The sequence below is a fragment of the Prevotella heparinolytica genome, assembly GCF_002998535.1.
Taxonomy (GTDB): Bacteria; Bacteroidota; Bacteroidia; order Bacteroidales; family Bacteroidaceae; genus Bacteroides; species Bacteroides heparinolyticus.
The window spans coordinates 35,193-58,130 of sequence record NZ_CP027234.1 but is presented as its reverse complement, the minus strand read 5'-3'; the positions used below and the strand labels follow the sequence as shown (position 1 = coordinate 58,130).

23 protein-coding genes are annotated in these 22,938 nt (G+C 43.7%); 11 read left to right on the top strand and 12 right to left on the bottom strand.

Going from position 1 to position 22,938, the window contains the following annotated elements:
- Positions 1 to 31: 31 nt before the first annotated feature.
- Positions 32 to 568: an RNA polymerase sigma factor gene (locus C3V43_RS00265; protein ID WP_131927244.1), complete on the bottom strand. Its 537-nt coding sequence runs from the start codon at positions 566 to 568 to the stop codon at positions 32 to 34.
- Positions 569 to 764: 196 nt separating this feature from the next.
- Here C3V43_RS00265 and uxuA point away from each other — a divergent pair, with 196 nt between their 5' ends.
- The 4 genes from uxuA to rprY all read left to right on the top strand — a co-directional run bounded on the left by uxuA (position 765) and on the right by rprY (position 7,297).
- Positions 765 to 1,979 carry a mannonate dehydratase gene (uxuA, locus tag C3V43_RS00260; RefSeq protein ID WP_106068103.1) on the top strand — a complete coding sequence of 405 codons (1,215 nt, stop codon included), beginning with the start codon at positions 765 to 767 and terminating at the stop codon, positions 1,977 to 1,979.
- Positions 1,980 to 2,502: 523 nt separating this feature from the next.
- Positions 2,503 to 4,659: an elongation factor G2 gene (locus C3V43_RS00255; RefSeq protein ID WP_106068102.1), complete on the top strand. Its 2,157-nt coding sequence runs from the start codon at positions 2,503 to 2,505 to the stop codon at positions 4,657 to 4,659.
- 389 nt (positions 4,660 to 5,048) lie between these two features.
- Positions 5,049 to 6,590 carry a sensor histidine kinase gene (locus C3V43_RS00250; RefSeq protein ID WP_106068101.1) on the top strand — a complete coding sequence of 514 codons (1,542 nt, stop codon included), beginning with the start codon at positions 5,049 to 5,051 and terminating at the stop codon, positions 6,588 to 6,590.
- Between the two features lie 5 nt (positions 6,591 to 6,595).
- Positions 6,596 to 7,297, top strand: coding sequence for a response regulator transcription factor RprY (gene rprY, locus C3V43_RS00245; protein ID WP_106068100.1), 702 nt, complete (start codon positions 6,596 to 6,598; stop codon positions 7,295 to 7,297).
- 78 nt (positions 7,298 to 7,375) lie between these two features.
- Here the strand turns inward: rprY and C3V43_RS14725 are convergent, their stop codons facing one another.
- Complete coding sequence (locus C3V43_RS14725; RefSeq protein ID WP_164996197.1) at positions 7,376 to 7,552, bottom strand: hypothetical protein; 177 nt, start codon at positions 7,550 to 7,552, stop codon at positions 7,376 to 7,378.
- Positions 7,553 to 7,754: 202 nt separating this feature from the next.
- On the bottom strand, positions 7,755 to 8,201 hold the full coding sequence (locus C3V43_RS00235; protein WP_106068098.1) for a MarR family winged helix-turn-helix transcriptional regulator: 447 nt from the start codon (positions 8,199 to 8,201) through the stop codon (positions 7,755 to 7,757).
- 145 nt (positions 8,202 to 8,346) lie between these two features.
- On the opposite strand from C3V43_RS00235, the gene rpsF reads away from it, so the two are divergent.
- The 3 genes from rpsF to rplI are packed head-to-tail and all read left to right on the top strand — an operon-like array spanning position 8,347 to position 9,432.
- Positions 8,347 to 8,691 carry a 30S ribosomal protein S6 gene (rpsF, locus tag C3V43_RS00230; RefSeq protein ID WP_106068097.1) on the top strand — a complete coding sequence of 115 codons (345 nt, stop codon included), beginning with the start codon at positions 8,347 to 8,349 and terminating at the stop codon, positions 8,689 to 8,691.
- Positions 8,692 to 8,693: 2 nt separating this feature from the next.
- Positions 8,694 to 8,966, top strand: a complete 273-nt coding sequence (gene rpsR / locus C3V43_RS00225; protein WP_004288442.1) for a 30S ribosomal protein S18 — start codon at positions 8,694 to 8,696, stop codon at positions 8,964 to 8,966.
- Positions 8,967 to 8,982: 16 nt separating this feature from the next.
- Entirely contained in the window at positions 8,983 to 9,432 is a 450-nt protein-coding gene (rplI, locus tag C3V43_RS00220) for a 50S ribosomal protein L9 (RefSeq protein WP_106068096.1), read from the top strand.
- 721 nt (positions 9,433 to 10,153) lie between these two features.
- On the opposite strand, the gene C3V43_RS00215 is transcribed toward rplI, so the two are convergent.
- Complete coding sequence (locus C3V43_RS00215) at positions 10,154 to 10,363, bottom strand: hypothetical protein (protein ID WP_106068095.1); 210 nt, start codon at positions 10,361 to 10,363, stop codon at positions 10,154 to 10,156.
- 160 nt (positions 10,364 to 10,523) lie between these two features.
- On the bottom strand, positions 10,524 to 12,197 hold the full coding sequence (locus tag C3V43_RS00210; protein ID WP_106068094.1) for a long-chain fatty acid--CoA ligase: 1,674 nt from the start codon (positions 12,195 to 12,197) through the stop codon (positions 10,524 to 10,526).
- 84 nt (positions 12,198 to 12,281) lie between these two features.
- On the opposite strand from C3V43_RS00210, the gene mtaB reads away from it, so the two are divergent.
- Genes mtaB through C3V43_RS00190 form a run of 4 tightly spaced genes read left to right on the top strand, consistent with a single transcriptional unit; the run spans position 12,282 to position 16,069 of the window.
- A complete protein-coding gene (gene mtaB, locus C3V43_RS00205) occupies positions 12,282 to 13,613 on the top strand; it encodes a tRNA (N(6)-L-threonylcarbamoyladenosine(37)-C(2))-methylthiotransferase MtaB (RefSeq protein WP_106068093.1) in 1,332 nt (443 codons plus the stop codon).
- A complete protein-coding gene (locus C3V43_RS00200; protein WP_106068092.1) occupies positions 13,610 to 14,509 on the top strand; it encodes a lysophospholipid acyltransferase family protein in 900 nt (299 codons plus the stop codon). Before mtaB ends, C3V43_RS00200 begins: the two co-directional genes overlap by 4 nt.
- The gene (locus C3V43_RS00195; RefSeq protein ID WP_106070372.1) at positions 14,502 to 15,518 is read left to right on the top strand and encodes a glycosyltransferase family 2 protein; all 1,017 of its coding nucleotides are present in this window, start codon (positions 14,502 to 14,504) and stop codon (positions 15,516 to 15,518) included. The genes C3V43_RS00200 and C3V43_RS00195 overlap by 8 nt, the downstream gene beginning before the upstream one ends.
- A gap of 32 nt (positions 15,519 to 15,550) precedes the next feature.
- Positions 15,551 to 16,069 carry a methylglyoxal synthase gene (locus tag C3V43_RS00190; RefSeq protein ID WP_106068091.1) on the top strand — a complete coding sequence of 173 codons (519 nt, stop codon included), beginning with the start codon at positions 15,551 to 15,553 and terminating at the stop codon, positions 16,067 to 16,069.
- 386 nt (positions 16,070 to 16,455) lie between these two features.
- On the opposite strand, the gene C3V43_RS00185 is transcribed toward C3V43_RS00190, so the two are convergent.
- The 7 genes from C3V43_RS00185 to C3V43_RS00155 all read right to left on the bottom strand — a co-directional run bounded on the left by C3V43_RS00185 (position 16,456) and on the right by C3V43_RS00155 (position 22,797).
- Complete coding sequence (locus C3V43_RS00185; RefSeq protein WP_164996196.1) at positions 16,456 to 17,019, bottom strand: DUF5025 domain-containing protein; 564 nt, start codon at positions 17,017 to 17,019, stop codon at positions 16,456 to 16,458.
- A gap of 73 nt (positions 17,020 to 17,092) precedes the next feature.
- Positions 17,093 to 18,694, bottom strand: coding sequence for a hypothetical protein (locus tag C3V43_RS00180; RefSeq protein ID WP_235655866.1), 1,602 nt, complete (start codon positions 18,692 to 18,694; stop codon positions 17,093 to 17,095).
- Positions 18,695 to 18,778: 84 nt separating this feature from the next.
- Positions 18,779 to 19,156 (bottom strand): BACON domain-containing protein, encoded by a 378-nt coding sequence (locus C3V43_RS00175; RefSeq protein ID WP_106068088.1) that lies wholly within the window; start codon positions 19,154 to 19,156, stop codon positions 18,779 to 18,781.
- Positions 19,157 to 19,190: 34 nt separating this feature from the next.
- On the bottom strand, positions 19,191 to 19,568 hold the full coding sequence (locus C3V43_RS00170; RefSeq protein ID WP_106068087.1) for a BACON domain-containing protein: 378 nt from the start codon (positions 19,566 to 19,568) through the stop codon (positions 19,191 to 19,193).
- A gap of 134 nt (positions 19,569 to 19,702) precedes the next feature.
- On the bottom strand, positions 19,703 to 20,188 hold the full coding sequence (locus tag C3V43_RS15025; protein ID WP_262494714.1) for a C10 family peptidase: 486 nt from the start codon (positions 20,186 to 20,188) through the stop codon (positions 19,703 to 19,705).
- A 44-nt stretch (positions 20,189 to 20,232) separates the two neighbouring features.
- Entirely contained in the window at positions 20,233 to 21,267 is a 1,035-nt protein-coding gene (locus C3V43_RS00165; RefSeq protein WP_262494713.1) for a Spi family protease inhibitor, read from the bottom strand.
- Positions 21,268 to 21,627: 360 nt separating this feature from the next.
- Positions 21,628 to 22,797, bottom strand: a complete 1,170-nt coding sequence (locus tag C3V43_RS00155) for an IS4 family transposase (protein WP_106068085.1) — start codon at positions 22,795 to 22,797, stop codon at positions 21,628 to 21,630.
- Positions 22,798 to 22,938: the final 141 nt, after the last annotated feature.

Genomic DNA, 22,938 nt, shown 5'->3' with positions numbered 1-22,938 from the left:
ATTATCTATTACAAACTGAGCAACGACTCAGTCACTGTCGTTTTTTATATTTAACGGAAAAATATCGTCTGATAATATTCAATCCTTTCATCACATGCTTACGCACACCACTCTCTGAAAGGCCTGTAAATTCAGCTACCTCTACGTATTTCTTTTTATATATATAACATTGCTCCATTACTGTCCGGGTAAGTGTGGGCATCTGCTTTATCAGACACATAATATTCTGAATACGTTCTTCACTTTCTCTCCAATCATTCTCATTCCACTCTCGAAGCATAGCAAGATAAGAGTCTGTTTTGCTAACTGCCATACCTAAACGACGAAGATAATCAATGCAAAGCCGTTGAAGATGAGTATACATATAAACCTTTGCTGTTTCCATACGTAAGGTTTCAATATTTTCCCATATAAAATGGAATGTATCACTTACTAAATCTTTACAAATCTCACTATCAGGAATAAAATGAAGAGCATAATAATAAAGACAAGAATAATTCTCTTTGAAAAGCGTCTCAAATTTATCTTTCAAAGCATCTGACCGATTGTTCTCTTTTTCTTCCTCCATACCGACTTTCGGGTATCTGAATAAAGTAAATAAGTTACAGAATAACAAATATACGAAAAAACAATTATCCAATAAATCTCTGCCTACTATTTTTTTCTGCTTTAAAACAGCAGCGATACAGATTCTTTTTGTTATTTTTGAATCATATCTGCAAATCACAAAACAAGCAGTATCGTATAGACAACGAATTATAGAAATGGAAAAAACTTGGAGATGGTTCGGCAAGAAAGATAAAATCACACTTGCCATGTTGCGTCAGATAGGCGTAGAAGGTATTGTCACAGCTTTGCATGAGGTTCCAAACGGAGAAGTCTGGACATCGGAAGCTATTGAAGAGCTGAAGGCGCATATCGAATCCTACGGTTTGCGCTGGTCTGTAGTGGAAAGCCTTCCGGTCAGCGAGCCAATAAAGTATGCAGGAACCGAACGCAATGTACTGATAGAAAACTACAAAGTCAGCCTTGCCAATCTGGGAAAGGCAGGGATAAAGACAGTTTGTTACAATTTTATGCCAGTGATTGATTGGATTCGCACAGACCTTCAACATCCTTGGGATGACGGCACTTCGTCTCTCTATTTCGACAAAATCCGTTTTGCCTATTTCGATCTGAAGATATTGGAACGGAAAGGCGCCGAAGTCGATTATTCTCCGGAAGAACTGGCAAAAGTGGAAGAGCTGGACAAAGTGATAACAGAAGCGGAGAAAGACGAATTGGTAGATGCCATCATTGTAAAGACACAAGGATTTGTAAATGGAAACATCAAGGAGGGCGACAAGAATCCGGTAGCCATCTTCAAGCGCCTGCTGGCTCTTTATGAGGGGATTGACCGCACCGCATTGCGCGAAAACATGCGCTATTTCCTGTCGGCCATCATGCCGGTGTGCGAGGAATATGGAATAAATATGTGCGTACATCCCGACGATCCTCCTTTTCAAGTATTGAGTTTACCTCGCATTGTAACGGACGAACAGGACATCGACTGGCTGCTGAATGCCGTGGATAATCCCCATAACGGACTGACTTTTTGTGCCGGCTCTTTGAGTGCAGGCGAACAAAACGATACCCGCAAGCTGGCACAAAAGTTCGCCAAACGCATTCATTTCGTGCATCTGCGCAGCACGAAAGCCATGCCAGGCGGAAGTTTTATCGAAAGTTCCCACCTCGAAGGCAGGGGCCATATCATTGATTTAATCCGTATTTTCGAGAAAGAAAATCCCCGACTTCCCATGCGCGTGGATCACGGACGTATGATGCTGGGCGATGAAGACAAGGGATACAATGCAGGTTATTCGTTTCACGGCCGTATGCAGGCATTGGCCCAAGTAGAAGGAATGATGGCTGTGGTAGACGATGAATTAAAAACGGGAAATAAGCAAAAGACGGTGTGTCCAAACTGGTTTCCCGCTTGATTGACATAGAAAAAAGATGACAACCGACGTTTGATGCGTCTCTTCCCGAGAATGAATTTGTACCAAGCTGATTATCAGCGGATAATGTCCTAAATTTTTTCTTCTTCAAGATAACGCATCGTTCGGCACCGAGGAACGCATCGTTCGACACCGAGGAACACCCTCTTCGACACCGAGGAACGAGACTTTCGACACCGAGATACGATTCACCCCTATCGCATCCATACATATTTTTTTACAAGCGAACGTCCCGGCCATATTATAAATAGGAAGAGCCATATCATTACTCGAAAAAACAGAGCCTGATATGGCTCTTTAGTTTGACGGTATGGCTGTTTAATAGGTAAATATGTCTCAAAAGACGAAGCTATCCCATGTTCACTACGTGCAGACAAAAACCGGGTGTGTTTTATAACATGCTTTGCTTTGTTGCTTTTTCTTTTATTAATGCCTAATTTGCGCCTCACAAAAAATTAACGGCATATTTTTATGTCAGGTTATTCACTTAAAATCTTAATACATCATGAAAGTATATCAGACGAATGAAATTAAGAACATTGCCCTCCTTGGCAATGATGGCTCGGGTAAAACCACTCTCACAGAAGCGCTGCTCTTTGAGAGTGGTATTATAAAACGTCGTGGCAGAATTACTGCCAAGAATACGGTCAGCGATTACTTTCCGGTGGAGCAGGAATATGGCTATTCTGTGTTTTCCACCGTTTTCCATGTGGAATGGAACGGTAAGAAACTGAATATCATCGACTGCCCGGGCAGTGATGACTTTGTGGGAGCAGCCATGACTGCACTCAATGTGACAGATACCGCCATTTTGTTGCTGAACGGGCAATACGGCCCGGAAGTAGGCACTCAAAACCATTTCCGCTATACGGAAAAGTTGGGGAAACCGGTCATTTTCTTGGTGAACCAGCTTGATAACGAAAAGTGCGATTATGACATGGTGCTGGAACAATTGAAGAGTATCTATGGGTCTAAAGTCGTTCCCGTACAATATCCGCTGTCCACCGGTCCAAATTTCAATTCGCTGATAGACGTGCTTCTGATGAAAAAATATTCGTGGGGACCCGAAGGAGGAGCTCCTACCATTGAAGACATTCCGGCAGAAGAAATGGATAAAGCTACGGAAATGCACAAGGCCTTGGTGGAAGCTGCTGCCGAACACGATGAAGGCTTAATGGAGAAATTCTTTGAACAAGAATCCTTGACGGAAGACGAAATGCGCGAAGGCATACGCAAAGGCTTGGCTTCACGCGGCATGTTCCCCGTGTTCTGCGTGTGTGCAGGAAAAGACATGGGCGTGCGCCGTTTGATGGAGTTTTTGGGAAATGTAGTACCCTTTGTAGACGAAATGCCATCGGTACACAATACACGCGGTGAGGTGGTGAAACCGGATCCGGACGGGCCTACCTCTCTATACTTCTTTAAAACAGCCGTCGAACCCCACATCGGTGATGTTCAGTACTTCAAGGTAATGAGCGGCAAAGTGCACGAAAGCGATGACTTGACGAACGCTGACCGTGGCTCCAAAGAACGCATCGCACAAATCTATGCATGCGCCGGTGCCAACCGCATCAAGGTGGAAGAGATGGTAGCGGGCGACATAGGTTGCACAGTGAAACTGAAAGATGTACATACCGGCAACACACTGAACGGCAAAGGTTCTGAAAACCGCTTCAACTTCATTAAATATCCTAACTCCAAATATTCACGTGCCATTAAACCGATAAACGAGGCGGATACGGAAAAGATGATGGTTATCCTGAACCGCATGCACGAAGAAGACCCCACTTGGATTATCGACCAGTCCAAGGAATTGCGCCAGACCATCGTACACGGACAAGGCGAATTCCACCTGCGTACTTTGAAGTGGCGTCTTGAGAACAACGAAAAATTGCAGATCAAGTTTGAAGAGCCCAGAATCCCCTATCGTGAAACCATTACAAAGGCTGCCCGAGCCGACTATCGCCATAAGAAGCAGTCGGGCGGTGCGGGTCAGTTCGGTGAAGTTCATCTTATTGTAGAACCTTACTACGAAGGAATGCCGATGCCGGATACCTATAGATTCGGCGGACAGGAGTTCAAAATGAACGTGAAAGGAACAGAAGAAGTGCCACTGGAATGGGGTGGCAAACTGGTATTTGTCAACAGCATTGTGGGCGGTTCCATTGATAGCCGTTTCATGCCGGCCATTCTGAAAGGAATCATGTCTCGCATGGAGCAAGGCCCGTTGACCGGTTCTTATGCCCGCGATGTACGCGTCATCGTGTATGACGGCAAGATGCACCCGGTTGACTCTAACGAAATCTCCTTCATGCTGGCAGGACGTAACGCCTTCAGCGAAGCGTTTAAAAATGCCGGGCCGAAGATTTTGGAGCCTATCTATGATGTAGAAGTTTTTGTTCCGTCGGACAAGATGGGCGACGTGATGGGCGACTTGCAAGGACGCCGTGCCATGATCATGGGTATGAGCAGCGAAGCCGGCTACGAAAAACTGAGCGCCAAAGTGCCCTTGAAAGAGATGTCTTCTTATTCTACTGCTCTCAGTTCATTGACCGGCGGACGGGCTTCGTTTATCATGAAGTTTGCCAGCTATGAACTTGTTCCGAGTGACGTGCAGGATAAGCTTATCAAAGAGTTTGAAGCCAAACAAACAGAAGAGTAAATACTTCTTTTCAATTGTTTATATAGAATATTTAGCAACGAGGTGTTAAAACACCTTTACCACTCTCTTAGGCACGGAATTGTTCGGTATTTCACGTTTTCATTCACAAAAAGCCGTGTTAAACCGTAAATTCCGTGCCTAATGCTTTTTAGAACAGATATAGCGTTCTTTCTTTTTCCCGACTTTTTTCTGAGTTCAGCTCAAAAACACAAAGAAATGCAAATTAAACACTTAATTTTTTATTAAATTTGCAAACCAAAGGCCTCTGTTTTTGTTTTAATGTAGATAATAGAAACTAAAAAAGCTGCATCGGTTAATTTACAAGAACTTCCGGTTAAATCAGGTTAATTCACCATGAGTGTTAATTAGAGAGTGTTAATTTTGTGACTATGAAAAAGTCAACTATATGGATATTGGGCGCCGTGATGGGGCTTTCCTTCCTCAGTCTATTGTATCTGCAGATCAGCTACATAGAGGAGATGGTAAAGATGCGCAACGAGCAGTTTGATGAATCGGTAAAACGCGCATTGATGGCTGCCTCCAAAGACGTGGAGTCGGCAGAGGTTGACCGTTGGTTGCGCGAAGACATCTCCGAAGCCGAAAAAAGAGCCTGGGAGCAGTCGCAAGGCACCGGAACAGTGCAAACCCAACGTTTTATGATGACCTCACCGGATGGTTCCGTACGTTCTACCATTGAGCTAAAAACATTCAGTAACGAACCGCCCGAACCGCCCCGAGCGATGATCTCGCGCAAGCATGGAACAAAGACTATTCCACAGACATCCCGCTCGCAGGTGGAAATGATAAAGAATCGTTATCTCTATCAACGGGCATTGGTAGACGAAGTTGTTTGGCAGATGATTTACCGTGCCAGTGACAAACCGATTGAGGAACGTGTCAATTTCAAGAGTCTGGACCAATACCTCAAAGCAGGCTTGATGGACAATGGCATCGGTGATTTGGATTACCACTTCAGGGTGATAGACCGTGATGGCAGAGAAGTCTACCGCTGTTCGGATTACAGTGATGAAGGAAGCGAAAGTTCTTATTCACAACCGCTGTTCTTGAACGACCCTCCTGCACGCATGAGTATCGTCAAGATACATTTTCCGGGCAAACGCGATTATATCTTCGATTCGGTCAGTTTCATGATACCGTCGTTGATATTCACGATCGTGCTGCTGATAACATTCATTTTCACGATTTACATCGTTTTCCGCCAGAAGAAACTGACAGAGATGAAAAATGATTTTATCAACAATATGACTCACGAGTTCAAAACACCGATCTCGACCATTTCGCTGGCTGCCCAGATGTTGAAGGATCCGGCTGTGGGTAAATCTCCCGCCATGTTCCAACACATATCGGGTGTCATCAACGACGAAACGAAACGCTTGAGATTCCAGGTAGAGAAAGTTCTTCAAATGTCCATGTTCGATCGGCAGAAGGCCACACTGAAGATGAAAGAACTGGACGCCAACGAACTGATAACCGGGGTAATCAATACTTTCACCCTGAAAGTAGAACGATATAATGGACAAATTGAATCGGAACTGGACGCCACGGATTCGACCATCTTCGCCGATGAGATGCATATTACCAATGTAATTTTCAACCTCATGGACAATGCCGTGAAGTATAAACGTCCGGATGCAGACCTCCAGTTGGTTGTACGAACATGGAACGAAGCGGGTAAACTGATGATTTCCATTCAAGACAATGGCATCGGCATCAAGAAAGAGAATTTGAAAAAGATATTCGATAAGTTCTATCGCGTGCATACAGGTAATCTGCACGACGTGAAAGGTTTCGGGTTGGGATTGGCTTATGTAAAGAAGATTATTCTGGATCATAAGGGAACCATCCGGGCAGAAAGCGAACTGAACGTAGGAACTAAATTTATTATAGCATTACCTTCATTAAAAAATTAATTGATATGGACGAGAAACTGCGCATTTTGCTGTGCGAAGATGATGAAAATCTTGGCATGCTTTTGAGAGAATATTTACAGGCGAAAGGTTATGCCGCCGAGTTATATCCGGACGGGGAAGCAGGATATAAAGCTTTCCTGAAAAATAAATACGACTTGTGCGTATTCGATGTGATGATGCCTAAGAAAGACGGTTTCACGCTGGCACAGGAAGTTCGTGCCGCCAATGCCGAAATCCCTATCATCTTCCTTACGGCAAAGACTTTGAAAGAAGATATTTTGGAAGGCTTCAAGATTGGTGCGGACGATTATATCACCAAACCTTTCAGCATGGAAGAGTTGACATTCAGAATTGAAGCGATCCTGAGACGTGTTCGTGGAAAGAAAAACAAAGAAAGCAATATCTATAAGATCGGTAAGTTTACGTTTGACACTCAGAAACAGATTCTGGCTACTCCTGAAAAACAGACCAAACTGACGACCAAAGAATCGGAACTGCTGGGACTGCTTTGCGCACATGCCAATGAAATTTTGCAGCGCGACTTTGCACTGAAGACAATCTGGATTGACGACAACTATTTCAACGCACGCAGCATGGACGTATACATCACCAAACTGCGTAAACATCTGAAAGAAGACGAATCCATCGAAATCATCAACATTCATGGAAAAGGATATAAACTGATCACTCCGGAAGTGGAAGGCTGATAAAGATCACACTTCTCTGAATAAAAAAGGCGGTTGTGCATATGCAAACCGCCTTTTTATTCTTTTTCTTTTTTGATATCAATCAGCCAGTCTCTTGTTGATGGCAATGTAGGAAATCAACCCTACAACAACTAAAACAACAGAACCGCCCAAGATGGCGTTGTTGTTTACATTGCCCGTAAAGGAACATGCCACTAAGATCAGTGCTCCTATCAAGACCAATATCAATCCCAGATTTTTTAATAAGCCTTTCATGCGTGTGTATTTTAATAGATTATTATATTCTTTCGTATTCTTGTCACAAAGAAAAGCATAATTCTTTAACAAGCGAAATTATTTCTGCAAAAAAACCATATTTTAATAAAGAATGAAGAATGATGGTTGAAAAATACCCCTCCGCAACCTTCTATCCATTACATCGGCTTGACACCAAGTACTAATCGCCAACCGTTTATTCTCAGTCTTTTGTATTGAAGAAAATTGTCCTCAACACTTCCTGGCTCACTCTAAGGTCCTCCACCCCAATACCTTGCAAAGCTTCTTTTAGAGTCTGATTGGCAATGACACGAGCACGTTCCTCAAGCTCCCTGCCCCCTTTGGTCAAATGAATAAGATTAGTACGCCGGTCTTTTTTATCCGATATGCGCACAACGAGATGTTGACGTTCCATGTTGTCAATGAGACGGGTCATACTGGGTTTGTCCTTAAAAGTCGCATTGCACAATTCCTGCTGAGTGACCCCATCCTTTTCCCACAAAAAGAGGAGTACGGTCCATTGTTCCGGTGTGATTTCCAGACCATTCTGCCGAAAATTGCGAGACAGCTTACGATTGATGGCGGCCGACACCTTGCCGTTCAAAATGGCAAAGATAAGCCGGATGTCGAAATTAAATTGCTCTATCATGAAATTATTGCTTAAACAACTTTGCAAAGATAATGTAAGCAACAGATAAAACAAAATAAGTCGGCTTATTTTTGCAGTTCAAAATAAAATGTCTACCTTTGCACCCGCATAAACAAATAATTTATTTATTTAATTAAAAACGAGTATGAATCAATACGAAACCGTTTTCATTTTAACTCCCGTTTTGTCTGATGTTCAGATGAAGGAAGCGGTAGAGAAATTCAAAGGCATTCTTACAGATGAAGGTGCTGAGATTGTAAATGAAGAAAACTGGGGACTGAAAAAGCTGGCATATCCCATCCAGAAGAAGTCAACCGGTTTCTACCAGCTGATTGAATTCAAGGCAGCTCCTACTGTCATTGAGAAACTGGAAATCAACTTCCGTCGTGACGAGCGCGTAATTCGTTTCTTGACTTTCAAGCAAGACAAATATGCTGCTGAATATGCTGCGAAGAGAAGAAGTGTTAAATCAACTAAAAAGGAGGATTAATCATGGCACAACAAGTTCAATCAGAAATCAGATATTTAACTCCGCCCTCAGTAGACGTTAAGAAGAAGAAGTATTGCCGTTTCAAAAAGAGCGGTATTAAGTACATTGACTACAAAGATCCTGAATTCTTGAAGAAATTCTTGAATGAACAAGGTAAGATTCTTCCGCGTCGCATCACCGGTACTTCACTGAAGTTCCAGCGTCGTGTGGCTCAAGCCGTGAAAAGAGCACGCCACTTGGCATTGCTACCTTATGTAACTGACATGATGAAATAATTAGGAGGAGGAAAGTATGGAAATTATATTGAAAGAAGACATCGTAAACTTGGGTTATAAGAACGATATCGTAACCGTAAAGTCCGGTTATGGTCGTAACTACCTCATCCCTACCGGAAAGGCCATCATCGCTTCTCCGGCTGCAAAGAAAATGTTGGCAGAAGAGTTGAAGCAACGTGCCCACAAGTTGGAAAAAATCAAAAAGGATGCTGAAGAATTGGCTGCTAAGCTGGAAGGCGTTTCTTTGAAGATTGCTACCAAGGTAAGCTCCACAGGCACTATTTTTGGTTCTGTAGGCAACATCCAGATTGCTGAAGAGTTGGCAAAATTGGGTCACAACATCGACCGCAAGATCATCATCATCAAAGATGCTGTGAAAGAAATTGGCAACTATAAGGCTGTTGTCAAGTTGCACAAGGAAGTTTCTGTAGAGATTCCTTTCGAAGTGCTTGCTGAAGAGGCATAAACAATAATCTATATAAATATAATAAGGCCCGGTTTCCCTGAGAAATCGGGCTTTATTTTATCCAATCAATCACGATAGACAATGAGCGATGTATACCAGCAGGAATAAGGAACAATGCTTGTATAGATATGTCATAACACAAGTAGGAACAAAACCTCAATGACACAAGGGCTATCAAGGAAGGCTATCGAGGCTTCCTCTTGAACATACCTTCCTCAAAGTGTGGGCTTATGTCCTCCGAAGTGTGGGCTTATATCCCCTAAAGTGTGGGAAAACCGTCTCTAAAGTGCGGGCTTACATCTGCTAAAGTGTGAGGGCAGACCTCTTAAAGTGCAGGCATAAGATTACTCAGAAGTAGAGTTTTGTTTTCAGCCCCTTTAGTTACACAAAGACTGCAAACAACCTGAAGATTTAGCGAGCAAACTTTCCTTTCCATAACCTAAAGGGATTCAACGTTGTACTCTTGACACAGGTATCGCCTCACACTTGCACATGCATAAGCCATCGTTTTGTACTATCGTAAGCCCAAGACTTGCACAGGCCTGAACTTACGCATATGGAAGAATAAATTAAAAGGGAATAACCAAACAATGGACTCCCGAATTGAGCCGGATAAACTTTTGGAGGAGAAAGGAATAAATACAGCCAAAAGAGCATAAAAAAAGTCTGAGTGCTTTCGCACGTCAGACTTTCAATTCTCTCTAAGATAGGGTTGTGCTAATTATTCAGCTACAACCGCTGCGCTATCTACTGCTACAGTATCAGCGGCTGCGGCTGCTGCTGCTTCAGCTGCGGCTGCTTCTACAGCTGCGATTGAGTCAGCGATACGGATTGAATCAGCTGCTGCTTGTTCTGCGTTAGCTGCTTTGTTACCACAAGATGCGAAAGATACTGCTACGATAGCTGCTGCCATCAAAACTAATTTTTTCATTTTTCTTTGCTTTTTAAAAACGTAATACAATCATTTGCTTTATTAAAACGGTGCAAAGTTATGTACTTTTTGAATACGTTGTTCTCGAAACCTCAACTTTTTTTATATTTTTTTTCGAGGCAAGCCTAAAAAGTAGATTACCAACATGTTATACAACATATTATTCTTCTGCAATAGTGTTGTATAAATACCTCTTGATGCTTCTTTTAGGCGTTTTCTCGAATTCCGTCGGATAGAGCTGGATCTGGCTGACTTTTTCATAAGAAGCCACACTATTATTCAGGTTCTTGAGATTCTCATCCATGATGGTCTTAAGATGTTCAGGCTGATTCAGTCCCAACGAATCCAACGCTTCATAGTCGGCATAAACCAACGCCACCAGTTTCTTATTTCGTTCAATGACAAGACTTTCAAGTACAAAAGGCAGGTTATTAAGACGAGCCTCTATTTCTTCGGGAAAGATATTCTGTCCGCTGGAAGAGAGAATCATCGTCTTGCTGCGTCCGCGAATATACAAATTGTTGTTCTCGTCCAATGTACCCAAGTCGCCGGTACGCAACCATCCGTCCTCAGTAAAGACTTCCTTGGTAGCCTCCGGATTCTTATAATAGCCCACCATAACATTTTCACCGCGCACCTGAATTTCACCCAGCTTATCATCCGGGTTCTCTTTATGGATACGAGCTTCCATGATATCAAGCACTCGCCCGGAAGAAGTCAACACAAACTCATTCCACGGGGCATAACTGATAAGGGGAGCGCATTCGGTCATACCATAACCTATGGTGAATGGGAACTTGATACGGTGAAAAAACTCCTCCACTTCCGGATTCATGGCCGCACCTCCTATAATCACCTCCTTGAACCGCCCGCCCAGCGCGTCAATCAGTTTTTTACGTATTTGCCCGTATATCTGTCCGTCGAGCAAAGGAATATTGAGCGCCCACTTCATGGCCTTTTTGCTGATGATGGGCTGAATGACATTCTTATAGATTTTTTCAATGACAAGAGGAACGGTGATAATCAAGTTAGGTTTTACCTCCTCAAACGCCTTCATCAAGATTTTGGGAGAAGGCACTTTTCCCAACAGGGTGACGTGTGTGCCGACAGCCGTGGCGGTGAGGAAATCGAAAGCGCAGCCGTAAGCATGCGCCAAAGGCAGGAAAGAAAGCACCTTATCCCCTTTTTTCAGCAATCCGGTGCGTATGCCGAAAGTAACATTACCTGCCAGATTATTTCCGGTGAGCATTACTCCCTTGCTGAATCCGGTGGTGCCCGACGTATAGTTGAGCAACATGACCTTGTCGTTGGAAAGTTCCGTATACACCACATTTTCTTTCCGGAAACCCTCCGGATAAGCAGCCGACATTTCATCGGCCAGATGCTTGAGGAAACGCTGGATGGTTTCCCCGTCACGTTGATACAGACAACGAAAATCACTCAATGAGAACACACCGCGCAATCCCGTGAGCGAATCTTCTTCGAGATGCTCCCAAATGCTGTCGCTGGTGAAAAGGAACACAGACTCCGAATGGTTCACGATATGGTGCACGTCGTTTGGGTTGAAATCCTGCAAGATAGGAACCACGATGCCTCCATAAGTGACGGCAGCCATATAGGCAATGCACCAGCGGGCATTGTTCTTGCCGATGACGGCAATTTTGTCGCCACGGCGCAATTGGCAATGTTTGAAGATCAAATGCAGCTTTGCTATCTCTTGGGCCACTTCGCCATAAGTATAGCTTTCGTTCTCTCCATAATCGGTATAGCAGGGAAGCTCCCAATTCTCACGAAAACTATGCTCATATAGTTTGATAAAATTTTCCTGTATCATTGCACATTCTATTGTTGAGTGCGCAAAAATAGGAAAAATAGATTAATTATACATATCTTTGTCACGTAAAAGTGTTTTAAGTTCATGATAGATACCAATATATTCCAAAATAAGACAGCCGTTTACTATACGCTGGGATGCAAACTGAACTTCTCGGAAACCTCCACCATCGGCAAGGTGCTGCGAGAAGCAGGCGTGCGCACGGCACGCAAAGGAGAGAAAGCGGATATTTGTGTGGTAAACACCTGTTCGGTGACGGAAGTGGCAGACAAAAAATGCCGTCAGGCCATTCACAAATTGGTGAAACAACATCCGGAAGCCTTTGTCGTAGTGACCGGTTGCTACGCCCAGTTGAAACCCGAGACGGTGGCAAAAATAGAAGGAGTGGACGTTGTGCTCGGTGCCGAACAAAAGAAAGACCTGCTCCACTATTTGGGCAACCTGCAAAAGCATGAAACCGGCGAGGCATACACTTCTGCCTTGAAAGATATCCGTTCCTTTGCCCCATCGTGCTCGCGCGGCGACCGTACCCGTTTCTTCCTGAAAGTGCAGGATGGGTGCGACTATTACTGTTCCTACTGTACCATCCCCTTTGCCCGAGGCAGGAGCCGCAACGGTTCCATAGCCTCTATGGTGGAACAAGCTCGACAAGCAGCAGCCGAAGGCGGAAAGGAAATCGTACTGACAGGTGTCAACATCGGAGATTTCGGCAGGAGCACCGGAGAGAATTTCTTTGACCTTGTGAAAGCTTTAGACCAAGTGAAAGGCATCGAGCGTTACCGCATTTCGTCCATCGAACCGAACCTCCTGACGGATGAGATCATAGAATACGTATCCCGCTCGCAACGGTTCATGCCTCATTTCCATATCCCCCTGCAATCGGGCAGTGACGAAGTGCTGAAAATGATGCGCCGCCGTTACGACACCGCTTTGTTCGCCTCGAAGATAAAGAAGATAAAAGAGATAATGCCCGATGCTTTCATCGGAGTAGACGTGATTGTCGGTACCCGTGGAGAAACAGAAGAGTTTTTCGAACAAGCCTACCGATTCATCGAAGAAATGGATATGACCCAACTCCATGTGTTCAGCTATTCGGAAAGACCGGGAACGCAGGCTTTACATATCGACCACATTGTAACGCCCGAAGAAAAGCATGCCCGGAGCCAACGGCTATTGACGCTTTCGGACGAGAAGACACGAGCTTTCTATGCGCGCTTCATCGGACAGAAAATGCCCGTATTGCTGGAACGTCCCAAACCGGGATTGCCGATGCATGGCTTCACGCCGAACTACATCCGTGTAGAGGTGTCTTACGATGCTTCGCTCGACAATCAAGTAGTGCCGGTGCTTTTGGGAGATTTCAATGAAGATGGCACTGCCCTGCAAGGAACTGTTCTAATCGACAGAAAAATATGAAATCGAGAATATTCTATTGGCTGACCTACGCCGGCATGTGGCTTGTGGCGCTACTGCCTTTCCGAATGCTTTATGTGCTGTCCGACGGGATGTACTTTCTGATGCGCCACATCGTGCGCTACCGCAAGAAGGTGGTCCGTCGCAACCTCAGCCGTTCTTTTCCGGAGAAGTCACAACAGGATTTGCGTGAGATAGAACGCCGCTTTTATCATTACATCTGCGACTACATGCTGGAAGAAATAAAGACATTGCGCATGTCCTTCGACGACTTAAAACGGAGGATGGTTTACGAAAAAACAGACATCTTTCTTGAGATGATAGAAAAACACGGCGGCATCGTCGTCATGATTCCCCATTATGCCAATTTCGAGTGGCTGATAGGCATGGCCGCCATCATGCACCCAAACGACATTGCCGGACAGGTGTATAAGCCTTTGCGCAACAAGTACATGGACGGGATGTTCAAGCTGATTCGCTCACGCTTCGGAGGATACAACATCCCCAAACATTCCACCGCAAGAGAAATCATCAAGCTCCGCCGCGAAAACAAGCGCATGGCATTAGGGCTGATAACAGACCAATCGCCCAACCGCAGCGAGGCCCACTACTGGACCACGTTTCTTCATCAGGACACCGTATTCATGGACGGTGCCGAGCGGATAGCCAAAATGATGGATTTCCCGGTCTTCTATGCCGAGTTGCAAAAGACCGGACGAGGACACTGCAAGGTTTCCTTCGACCTGATCACCGAGACCCCGAAAGAAATGGCCGACGGCGAAATCACCGAATGCTTTGCCCGCCGCCTGGAGCAGACCATCTGCCGTGAGCCGGCTTATTGGTTCTGGTCGCACAAGCGCTGGAAACTGAAACGTGAAGATGTGGTACGACATGGATAAAACAGCAATTGTCATATTAAACTGGAACGGGTGCGAGATGCTCCGTTCCTTTCTTCCCTCCGTCGTGCGCTTCTCTCAAGCGTACGACACCGCAGTATATGTGGCCGACAACAGGTCTACGGACAACTCGATAGAGATGCTTCGGCATGAGTTCCCCTCTGTCCGCCTGATTCTGCTGGAAGAGAATCATGGCTTTGCCGACGGATATAACCTCGCCTTAAAACAGGTTGCGGCAGAATACGTCGTTTTACTCAATTCAGATATAGAAGTAACCGAGCATTGGCTTGCTCCGCTTGTCGCATACATGGATGCCCATCCGGAGGTGGCGGCTTGCCAACCCAAGATACGCAGTTGGCGGCAGAAAGATAAATTCGAGTATGCCGGCGCAGCCGGAGGATTTATCGACCGCTACGGTTATCCTTATTGCCGGGGGCGCATCATGGGAGTGGTTGAGACCGACAATGCTCAATACGATACGGTTCTGCCCATCTTTTGGGCCACGGGTGCCGCCTTGTTCATCCGGTTGGAAGATTATTGGCAGGCGGGCGGTTTGGATGGTCGTTTCTTTGCTCACATGGAAGAGATAGATTTATGTTGGCGCCTTCGCTCACGGGGGCGACAGCTGGTGTGCGTACCCCGGAGTGTGGTTTACCACGTGGGCGGCGCCACCTTGAAGAAAGAGAATCCTCGCAAGACGTTTCTCAATTTTCGTAACAATCTTGTCATGTTATATAAGAATCTGCCCCACGAGGAATTAAAGCCCGTGATGCGCACACGCGCAGTGCTCGATTATATAGCGGCATTAAGTTTTCTCATGAAAGGCCAGATACCCAACGCTTTGGCTGTGCTCCGCGCACGTCGTTCCTATGCCTCCCTGCGTCGATCGTTCACAGCCTCCCGCGAAGAGAACATGGCAAAAACCATCCTTCCGGTCATACCCGAACGGACAAAAATCAGTATCTTGGCACAGTTTTATGTATATGGAAAGAAACGCTTCTCTCAATTATGAAGAAGAAAAATAATTATCAAAGGCATTGATTTATGGAGAAATTAGTAAGAAAGATTGGATTGGTGGCGCACGACGCCATGAAGAAAGACCTCATAGAGTGGGCGCTCTGGAACTCCGAGCTACTGATGGGGCACAAGTTCTATTGTACGGGAACCACCGGCAGCCTCATCCTTGCCGCACTTAAAGAGAAGCACCCCGATGTGGAGTGGGATTTCACCATTCTCAAATCCGGGCCTTTGGGTGGCGACCAGCAGATGGGTTCGCGTATTGTAGAGGGCGAGATTGACTATCTTTTCTTTTTCACCGACCCGATGACGCTTCAACCGCACGACACGGATGTAAAGGCTTTGACCCGTCTGGCAGGTGTGGAAAACATCGTTTTCTGCTGTAACCGCAGCACGGCCGACCATATCATTTCCAGTCCTCTGTTTCTCGATCCTACCTACGAGCGTACCGTTCCCGACTACACCGGCTATACCAAGCGGTTCGAGAACAAGCCCGTGGTTGCCGAAGCGGTGGAGCAGGCAAAGAAGCGAAAACGGAAAAAGTAGTTGCACGGAGAGGATGCGCACTTCCCCCTCCTCTTCCACCTGATTTTTCTATGCACTTTTACTTACCGAACTTGCTTCATCCTTAAACTTTAATCTCTGTTTGCAGTGTGCGGATATTTGTTCGCACGCTGCGAACGTTTGTCCGCAACTTGCGTTTTTATGTTCGCACGGTGCGAACAGAGATTCATCTTAACTGCGAACAAGTTTACCGTTCGCTACAAACAACTTTATTCCATGTATTCAAGAAGTTTATCCCTTGAGTTCTGCACCTTGAATATAGAGACTTTGCAAAAAAAACATCTGCAACGCTCGTTTATGAACATTGCAGATGATAAAATCGCTTGCCCTTAAGTTTCAGCAGACAGCAATACTTTTGTATGCCTCTATCATTTCACCCCGAACTTACCTTTGATGGTAAGCGAGTCTTGATCCCTGAAGTAGAGCACACCGTCTATTTCGCCTTCAATGATACGGGGCCAGCCCTCTCCATCATATTCCACCGACGTGATATCCACTTTCACGGGTTTGTCGGGACGAGGAGTGAGACAGTACATTTGATCGGAATTACGCCCCAACACACCGTCATAGTCATAATCGTAAAAATAGGCTGACGGGTGATTTATAATATGACGTGCCCCTACTTTCGGATTCATAAGCATGATGGCTACTCCTAACTCGTCTTCTTTCCCTAACTCTCCAAGTTTATTGATACCGATGCAACTCCCTTTGACTCTCGGGTATCTTCCCTCAATATATTCTTTGCAATTCTTTTTCTCTATACGATCTTCCCAACCCTCATTTTCAAAGGAGACGGCTTTCCCATTGATAGTTCCTTCGAAATATCCCCATGTGGCAAGATCTTTTGGGTTGATTTCTTCGTCCTCATGGCAGGAGGAAAACACGAGAATACCAAAGGACAAGCATGCGAGAATGATTGAAATATTCTTCATATCCATTATTATTTATTGTAAGTAAGATAACTTATAGCTATCGTTCCAACTGATATGCAAAAATACACATTTATCAATATCTATGAATATCTCTTGGCAATAAAGTTGCTGCTACCGTACCGTTAAATACGCTATATAGATCATATAATCCATTACGTTCACCCCTGATGACAGGGTCATAATAGAAGAAAGAAAGTGTACCCAGATCATCGGAATTTAATGTTGTGGTGGTCTCCGCTTCCGAAGTGTTAGTCCTTGTTGTTGAAATGCCATAGCCTAATTTAGCAGCAAGCTTCACCCCGGAAATCTCTGTCCCTGCATCCAAAGAGAAGTCCATCTTACTGGAAAACTCATTCAAAACAGTCGTTTTTTCTTTTATTATTTGGGCATCATCACGTTCTTCTACGAATATATGTATTGCCAATGACTTGGTATATAAATCCCAAGGTAGTGTAAAAACATAGTTATCTTCAGCATGATGGCTTTTGGGGTAATACCATTTAGACCTCAAATTATCCGGATCCACGGAGTAAGTGTTCTTAGAACGCCTGAAAGCAGTGCTGTTCCGGTGATGAACATGTACTTTTTCTATGGAAAACAAATCTTTTGGAGCTACGGAGAATGTAAGTACATGTCCCATTCCTTGACCTTCAATCTCAGAACCAACACATGACTTGAAATGGAATTCAAATTTCCCGTCATTCCATACCCTCTTTATTATTTCTTGGTTGGTCAGAAATCTTTTTCTCTCCGAAGTAGTCTCTAATTTAGGGTCTTTATTTTCTTGGTCTGCAATTCTGCTGAACGCCTCCGGCTGAACCCTGAACCGAAACAGTTCTTCTCTGATGGCTCTGTTCAAATTGCCGGGTTTGTTTTCTCTGGTAATACCATAATAAATATAATCCCTTTGATAGGCTTGAGTCATACCTCTGAATTCTTTCCATGCTTGTACAATATCCGCTTTAAAGATGCTTGGGCTGACTCCCTTAGACAAATCTTCCGTTTTTTCCAATGGCATATCTTTCTCCCAATGACGTGTCACCGGCCTTTCCGTCCGCTTGCTGCCATCGAACGCATCGCTTGCAAACTCGTAGGTTGCTTCTCCCGAGCGGGTATTTACACTTTTCACCCTCATACGCTCATTATTCTTCACCACCAAGCAAGGAAATCCGGGAATTTCCCCTTTCTCCATTCGGCCTATGTTCTCTCCATTCTCATACATGGTGTCGCTCTCGTCATCCCGGCACATCACCACTATTTCGGCATCGTTCACATCCCACTTCTCTGCATTGAAGTCCCAGAAAAGCGTCAAATCCGGAATCAAGATATTCAGCAATAATTGCGACCGCTCAATTTCTATTAGTTCTTTCGGGTCTGTGGTGTAAGAAAGCAGAATGTTCCTGAAGCTTTTACCATCGGCAACAATCTTGTTCTTCACAAGCGGATAAAACACATCGTAATCGTTGTCGAACTGCTTCGTGGCTTCTGCCTTCAGAAACCGACGCACTTCTACACTTCCTGAAGCCGCCTGCGACAATAGTTTCGCAAACCTGACTTGCGCTTCGGCTGTAGTCAACTCCGACGTTTGAGACGCCACATTCTCATCGGCAGGACGAAGACTTTCCTCCTGCGTACATGCAAGCATAAAGAACATGCTTGCAAAAATAAAAATCATCTTTTTCATTTTTACTTCAATAATACTTAAGATTAACGTTTTGGTTTATATTACTATGTTATATAAAAAGACAATCAAGTATTACTATTTTGTCTGCACAACCTTAATATCAGCAAAAGAATTGTCTACCCAACCGGCAATATATAACTGTCGTTTCCGCCCAGTGTTATTAGGTTCAGCTATAATGGTCAAGCTATTATCAAACTTCTTTGCCCTTACGGTAAGCCATTGATAGGTCACAGAAACCGAGTCAGAATCATCATACGAAAATCCATTAGTATTTTTACCATCTCCATCATAATCTGTTATTTCCAACCCGTGAAAATACTCTTCTCCTGAAACCGTCTGACTTCCACCGGTAGCATCAAAGGTTACTTTACCGGGATAACCATAGTTCCCATTACAAGAAACAAATAGCAATACGGAGCAGAGCCATATACCAAACATTATTCTTTTCCGCATATGTCAGTATTTATAAGAAAGTAATCAAGCACCACTAATCTTTTTGCACAACCTTAATCTCATCAAAAGAATTACCCACATGAACAGCAACGTAGAGTTCCCTCTTCTTACCCGTTTCATTTGGCTCTGCCACAATAACAATATCTCGTTCGAATTTCTTCCCCTTTACGGTAAGCCATTGATAGGTCACAGAAACCGAATCAGAATCATCATACGAAAATCCATTAGTATTTTTACCATCTCCATTGTAATCTGTTATCTCTAACCCATCAAAATACTCTTCTCCTGAAATGATCCGGCTTCCACCATTAGCTTCAAAGATTATTTTACCAGAATAACCATAATCCTCTCTACAAGAAGTCATCAATAGCATGAAACTGAGCCATACGCCCAATATTATTCTTTTTTGCATAAGTCAGTATTTATATAAATGTTAATATTCAAGACCACTAAAAAAACTTTCATGTCTTCTATCCCTTTGCAGAAGTAACTGCATAAGGAATAGAAAAACTATTTAAAGAAGTTTTATACTTAATATTGTTTCACTTATCGAGGCTTATCGTATGTAACAATTTTGACAAGAGTGTTATATTTAGTATTCTTACCTTTGTCGTATGGATTATCAAACTCAACATCGGAGCTGTTTAATTTAAATATACCGGAAACGTAATATCCGTTACACGGCCCTCCCCAACCAAAATCACAATGCACCATTTCGCAGGTATCCGGTTTGTTGATGACCTCCTTTAAAACACCTCCCACATATTTCTTCGTTATAATTTCCCTTGCCTTTATCTTATAGCCATCAATATTCCAACTATGGCTTCTAAAGATATTTATACCGGGAATTGCATAAACTATCAACGGACAACCCTTATCCAGCATACCGACAACCCTTGAGTATTTGTAATTATAACTCCGGGCATTATCATAACCGGCAAATTTCATATAAGAGGTTGCTTTTCCGGGAAATGTAAAAGTACCCGCATAGAAGTACCATGAATCACATCCGGCACTGACAGCCCTGAGCAAAGCCGCCGCCGATTGTGCCCCCGCTGTCGATGTGTAGCCGTTCTTCAGACACTCCAATTAACTCTGTAGCCATTGTATGTAAATGAATTGGGATATTCAAAATGGGTCATTATTTTCGAAATAGCCAAAGGGAAACAACCTGCCGGTGCCTTTTTTCTATTTCCAAAAAGCAAATATCGCCGTCTTCGGGGATATAAATCGTTAAACGGAGATTCCTGCCTCCAAGATACATATTTTGATAAGATTGGAGCGACAACTTTCACATTCGACCAAGCGGTAGTGCTTGTCTCGGTCTTGGTTGAACCACTACCGGAACCACCTCCTCCGCCACCATAGCTATCAATCCGGTCAATGGCATAAGATAAGCACAAACTGCTCACAATTCTGCCGGGGTGGTCGTCAGGATTTTCGCATAAGCTCCTGGTAAGTATCGGATTGCCATTCTCATCTTCCGCTCCGGTGTTGTCCAAGCTAAAATGACCAACCAAGTCATCGCCCAGTTTCTCGTCATACAGCGAAACCGTGTTAGGATTCATAAATATTTCATCGGGATATTCATCAACAGTGAAAAAGCCTTCGCCCGTAAGAGGAAAATCTTCCACAACGGGTCGTTCATTACTAAAAATATCTTCCATTGCCGAATAAATCGTCTCACGCGAAAGCGAACCGTCACTGGTCACAGCCATAACTTCATCTGCAATACGATCATCGGCCGCCAATACTGCAAATCCTTGATTATCCTCAAAATTAGCGACATAAACGAGGTCTTTGCAGTCAAGATTTGGAGCTGAGACAGCCCTTGTTGTAAGCGTTTTGTACTCAACTGCGAAAACATCGCTGATTTTCCTATCGTTCATTACAGTTCTTGTTTTCTCTTCCTGAGAAGCATCCAAGAAATCTTGCAATGACAGCAATGCTCGTTCCACAGAGATAACATGAGAATTAGTTTCGACTTCTTCGGATTCGAGCAGAAGCGAGGCATCTTCTTTATTTTCACAAGAAGAAAGAATAGCAAGACTTGCTATTATAGTCCCAATAGCTATAGAATTGGACACTTCAATAAATAAAAACCGTTTCATAGTATTTTTAGTTGTTGATTATTTTATAAACACAGTCGCTCCATAAATAGGTGTTCAAAACACCTTCCCTTTTATTCCAGCGTGAGTTTAATTCAAGATTAAAACATCGGTTATCAGAAAGCTCTATAGTAACACGATTTCTCCCACTATATCCACTGCTGGTGAAGATATCTCTATAGTATAAGGGTAACCTTTGGGAGCATGGATATAAAAAACTTTCCCACCAAAACTGGATGTTTGAGGTTCGTAAACTACAGTATTCCCATCTTTATCCGCAACAATTATGTCGGCATCACTTAAGGGAAACCTTAACATGATTTGCAAACAAGTTTCATCACCACTTACATCACTGCTGGGCACTTAATCCCATCTGATTTTCAATTGTTTATAATTTAGTTCTTTGACATTTTTGTAATCGCAATCGGTAAGTATCTCTCTTACAGACGTTTTATCCAGTAGAGAAAAGCTCAAAATTTGTAGAATTTCGTAGATTGGACGGTTAACTTTCAATCTGTAAGCGACAATGGCAACCAGACAGTATGTTATGATGGCACAGTACACTTGTATCTTGACTGCATTCATCGTGGTGCCCCAAAAAGATTTTACTTTCAGGTGTTGCTTTATCCATTTGAAAAATAGTTCCACCTGCCAACGGTTCTTGTATAGCAAAGCAATTTCCTCTGCTGATAGTTCCATGTTGTTGGTGATGAACACAAATTCTCTGTCCAGTTCTTCATCGTAGTATTTAACCCGCCGGAGTTTGTCCGGATATGCTTTGAGCGATTTATACGTTTCAAGCATTCCAATCTGATCACATTTTATTCCGGTTGTTTTATCGACTTCACGGGAATACATTCTACGGAATCTCATATTATCTTTTGCACGTGTAACGAAGTAAGCACCACTGGTGTGAAGCTTATGCAAACGGGTGAAGTCAACATATCCTTTATCCATGATATAGAAACTTCCCTTTTCATAACTCAACTCATCCAGCATGTTTACGTCATGTACTTTAGCATTGGTTACCAGTACGATTGTCGGTATGGAAGTCTTTACATCATACAAGGTATGAAGTTTGATGCCTCCTTTGTGTTTCTTAAATTCCGCCCACCAAAAAACATTCAGACAAAGGTCTATGGTGGAGGAATCAAAGGCATAAACATTACCGTCAACTTTCACCTCGAAGTCATTTTTGTTGTAGCTATTACGGGCTTCCGCAATCAGGGTATAAGCAAATTCTTCGTAGATACGATAATCTCTATTCCGGTTTGCTTTCCCCAGATTGGTACGGCTAACTGTTGGACCGAATCCCAAGTGATAATACTTGTTCTTGTGTGCCTCAAGGCTGAGCATAAGGTCACGCATACTGTCTCGGGCGGTCAGTTGTCCGAAGATCATGCACAGCATCTGATTCCAACAGGTGAATGTTCTGATTTTCTTATTCCCGGAATACTTCTCTACCAAACGGTCAAAGACACGACGGGGAAGAAAATCTGTAAGTTGAGCGAAGATATATTTGCCTTGATTCATTGTTTTGAGCTTTTGGACAAAGCTAAAACAACTTTTCAATTCAAATCGTCACGCTACAAAAAGATACATAACTATGCGATTATCAAAGATTTCAAAGAACGATGTTTAATTTAAAGTGCCCACTAGTGCACTTACATCTAT

Bases quoted from the DNA above. Each gene is read 5' to 3' on its own strand.
- rpsF (WP_106068097.1), top strand. From the start codon at position 8,347: ATGAATCAATACGAAACCGTTTTCATTTTAACTCCCGTTTTGTCTGAT.
- C3V43_RS00265 (WP_131927244.1), bottom strand. From the start codon at position 568: ATGGAGGAAGAAAAAGAGAACAATCGGTCAGATGCTTTGAAAGATAAA.
- C3V43_RS00185 (WP_164996196.1), bottom strand. From the start codon at position 17,019: ATGAAGAATATTTCAATCATTCTCGCATGCTTGTCCTTTGGTATTCTC.
- C3V43_RS00215 (WP_106068095.1), bottom strand. From the start codon at position 10,363: ATGAAAAAATTAGTTTTGATGGCAGCAGCTATCGTAGCAGTATCTTTC.
- C3V43_RS00235 (WP_106068098.1), bottom strand. From the start codon at position 8,201: ATGATAGAGCAATTTAATTTCGACATCCGGCTTATCTTTGCCATTTTG.
- rprY (WP_106068100.1), top strand. From the start codon at position 6,596: ATGGACGAGAAACTGCGCATTTTGCTGTGCGAAGATGATGAAAATCTT.
- C3V43_RS00175 (WP_106068088.1), bottom strand. From the start codon at position 19,156: ATGCGGAAAAGAATAATGTTTGGTATATGGCTCTGCTCCGTATTGCTA.
- C3V43_RS14725 (WP_164996197.1), bottom strand. From the start codon at position 7,552: ATGAAAGGCTTATTAAAAAATCTGGGATTGATATTGGTCTTGATAGGA.
- C3V43_RS00190 (WP_106068091.1), top strand. From the start codon at position 15,551: ATGGAGAAATTAGTAAGAAAGATTGGATTGGTGGCGCACGACGCCATG.
- C3V43_RS00155 (WP_106068085.1), bottom strand. From the start codon at position 22,797: ATGAATCAAGGCAAATATATCTTCGCTCAACTTACAGATTTTCTTCCC.
- rplI (WP_106068096.1), top strand. From the start codon at position 8,983: ATGGAAATTATATTGAAAGAAGACATCGTAAACTTGGGTTATAAGAAC.
- uxuA (WP_106068103.1), top strand. From the start codon at position 765: ATGGAAAAAACTTGGAGATGGTTCGGCAAGAAAGATAAAATCACACTT.
- C3V43_RS00255 (WP_106068102.1), top strand. From the start codon at position 2,503: ATGAAAGTATATCAGACGAATGAAATTAAGAACATTGCCCTCCTTGGC.
- C3V43_RS00165 (WP_262494713.1), bottom strand. From the start codon at position 21,267: ATGAAACGGTTTTTATTTATTGAAGTGTCCAATTCTATAGCTATTGGG.
- C3V43_RS00180 (WP_235655866.1), bottom strand. From the start codon at position 18,694: ATGATTTTTATTTTTGCAAGCATGTTCTTTATGCTTGCATGTACGCAG.
- C3V43_RS00170 (WP_106068087.1), bottom strand. From the start codon at position 19,568: ATGCAAAAAAGAATAATATTGGGCGTATGGCTCAGTTTCATGCTATTG.
- mtaB (WP_106068093.1), top strand. From the start codon at position 12,282: ATGATAGATACCAATATATTCCAAAATAAGACAGCCGTTTACTATACG.
- C3V43_RS00200 (WP_106068092.1), top strand. From the start codon at position 13,610: ATGAAATCGAGAATATTCTATTGGCTGACCTACGCCGGCATGTGGCTT.
- C3V43_RS00195 (WP_106070372.1), top strand. From the start codon at position 14,502: ATGGATAAAACAGCAATTGTCATATTAAACTGGAACGGGTGCGAGATG.
- C3V43_RS00210 (WP_106068094.1), bottom strand. From the start codon at position 12,197: ATGATACAGGAAAATTTTATCAAACTATATGAGCATAGTTTTCGTGAG.
- C3V43_RS00250 (WP_106068101.1), top strand. From the start codon at position 5,049: ATGAAAAAGTCAACTATATGGATATTGGGCGCCGTGATGGGGCTTTCC.
- rpsR (WP_004288442.1), top strand. From the start codon at position 8,694: ATGGCACAACAAGTTCAATCAGAAATCAGATATTTAACTCCGCCCTCA.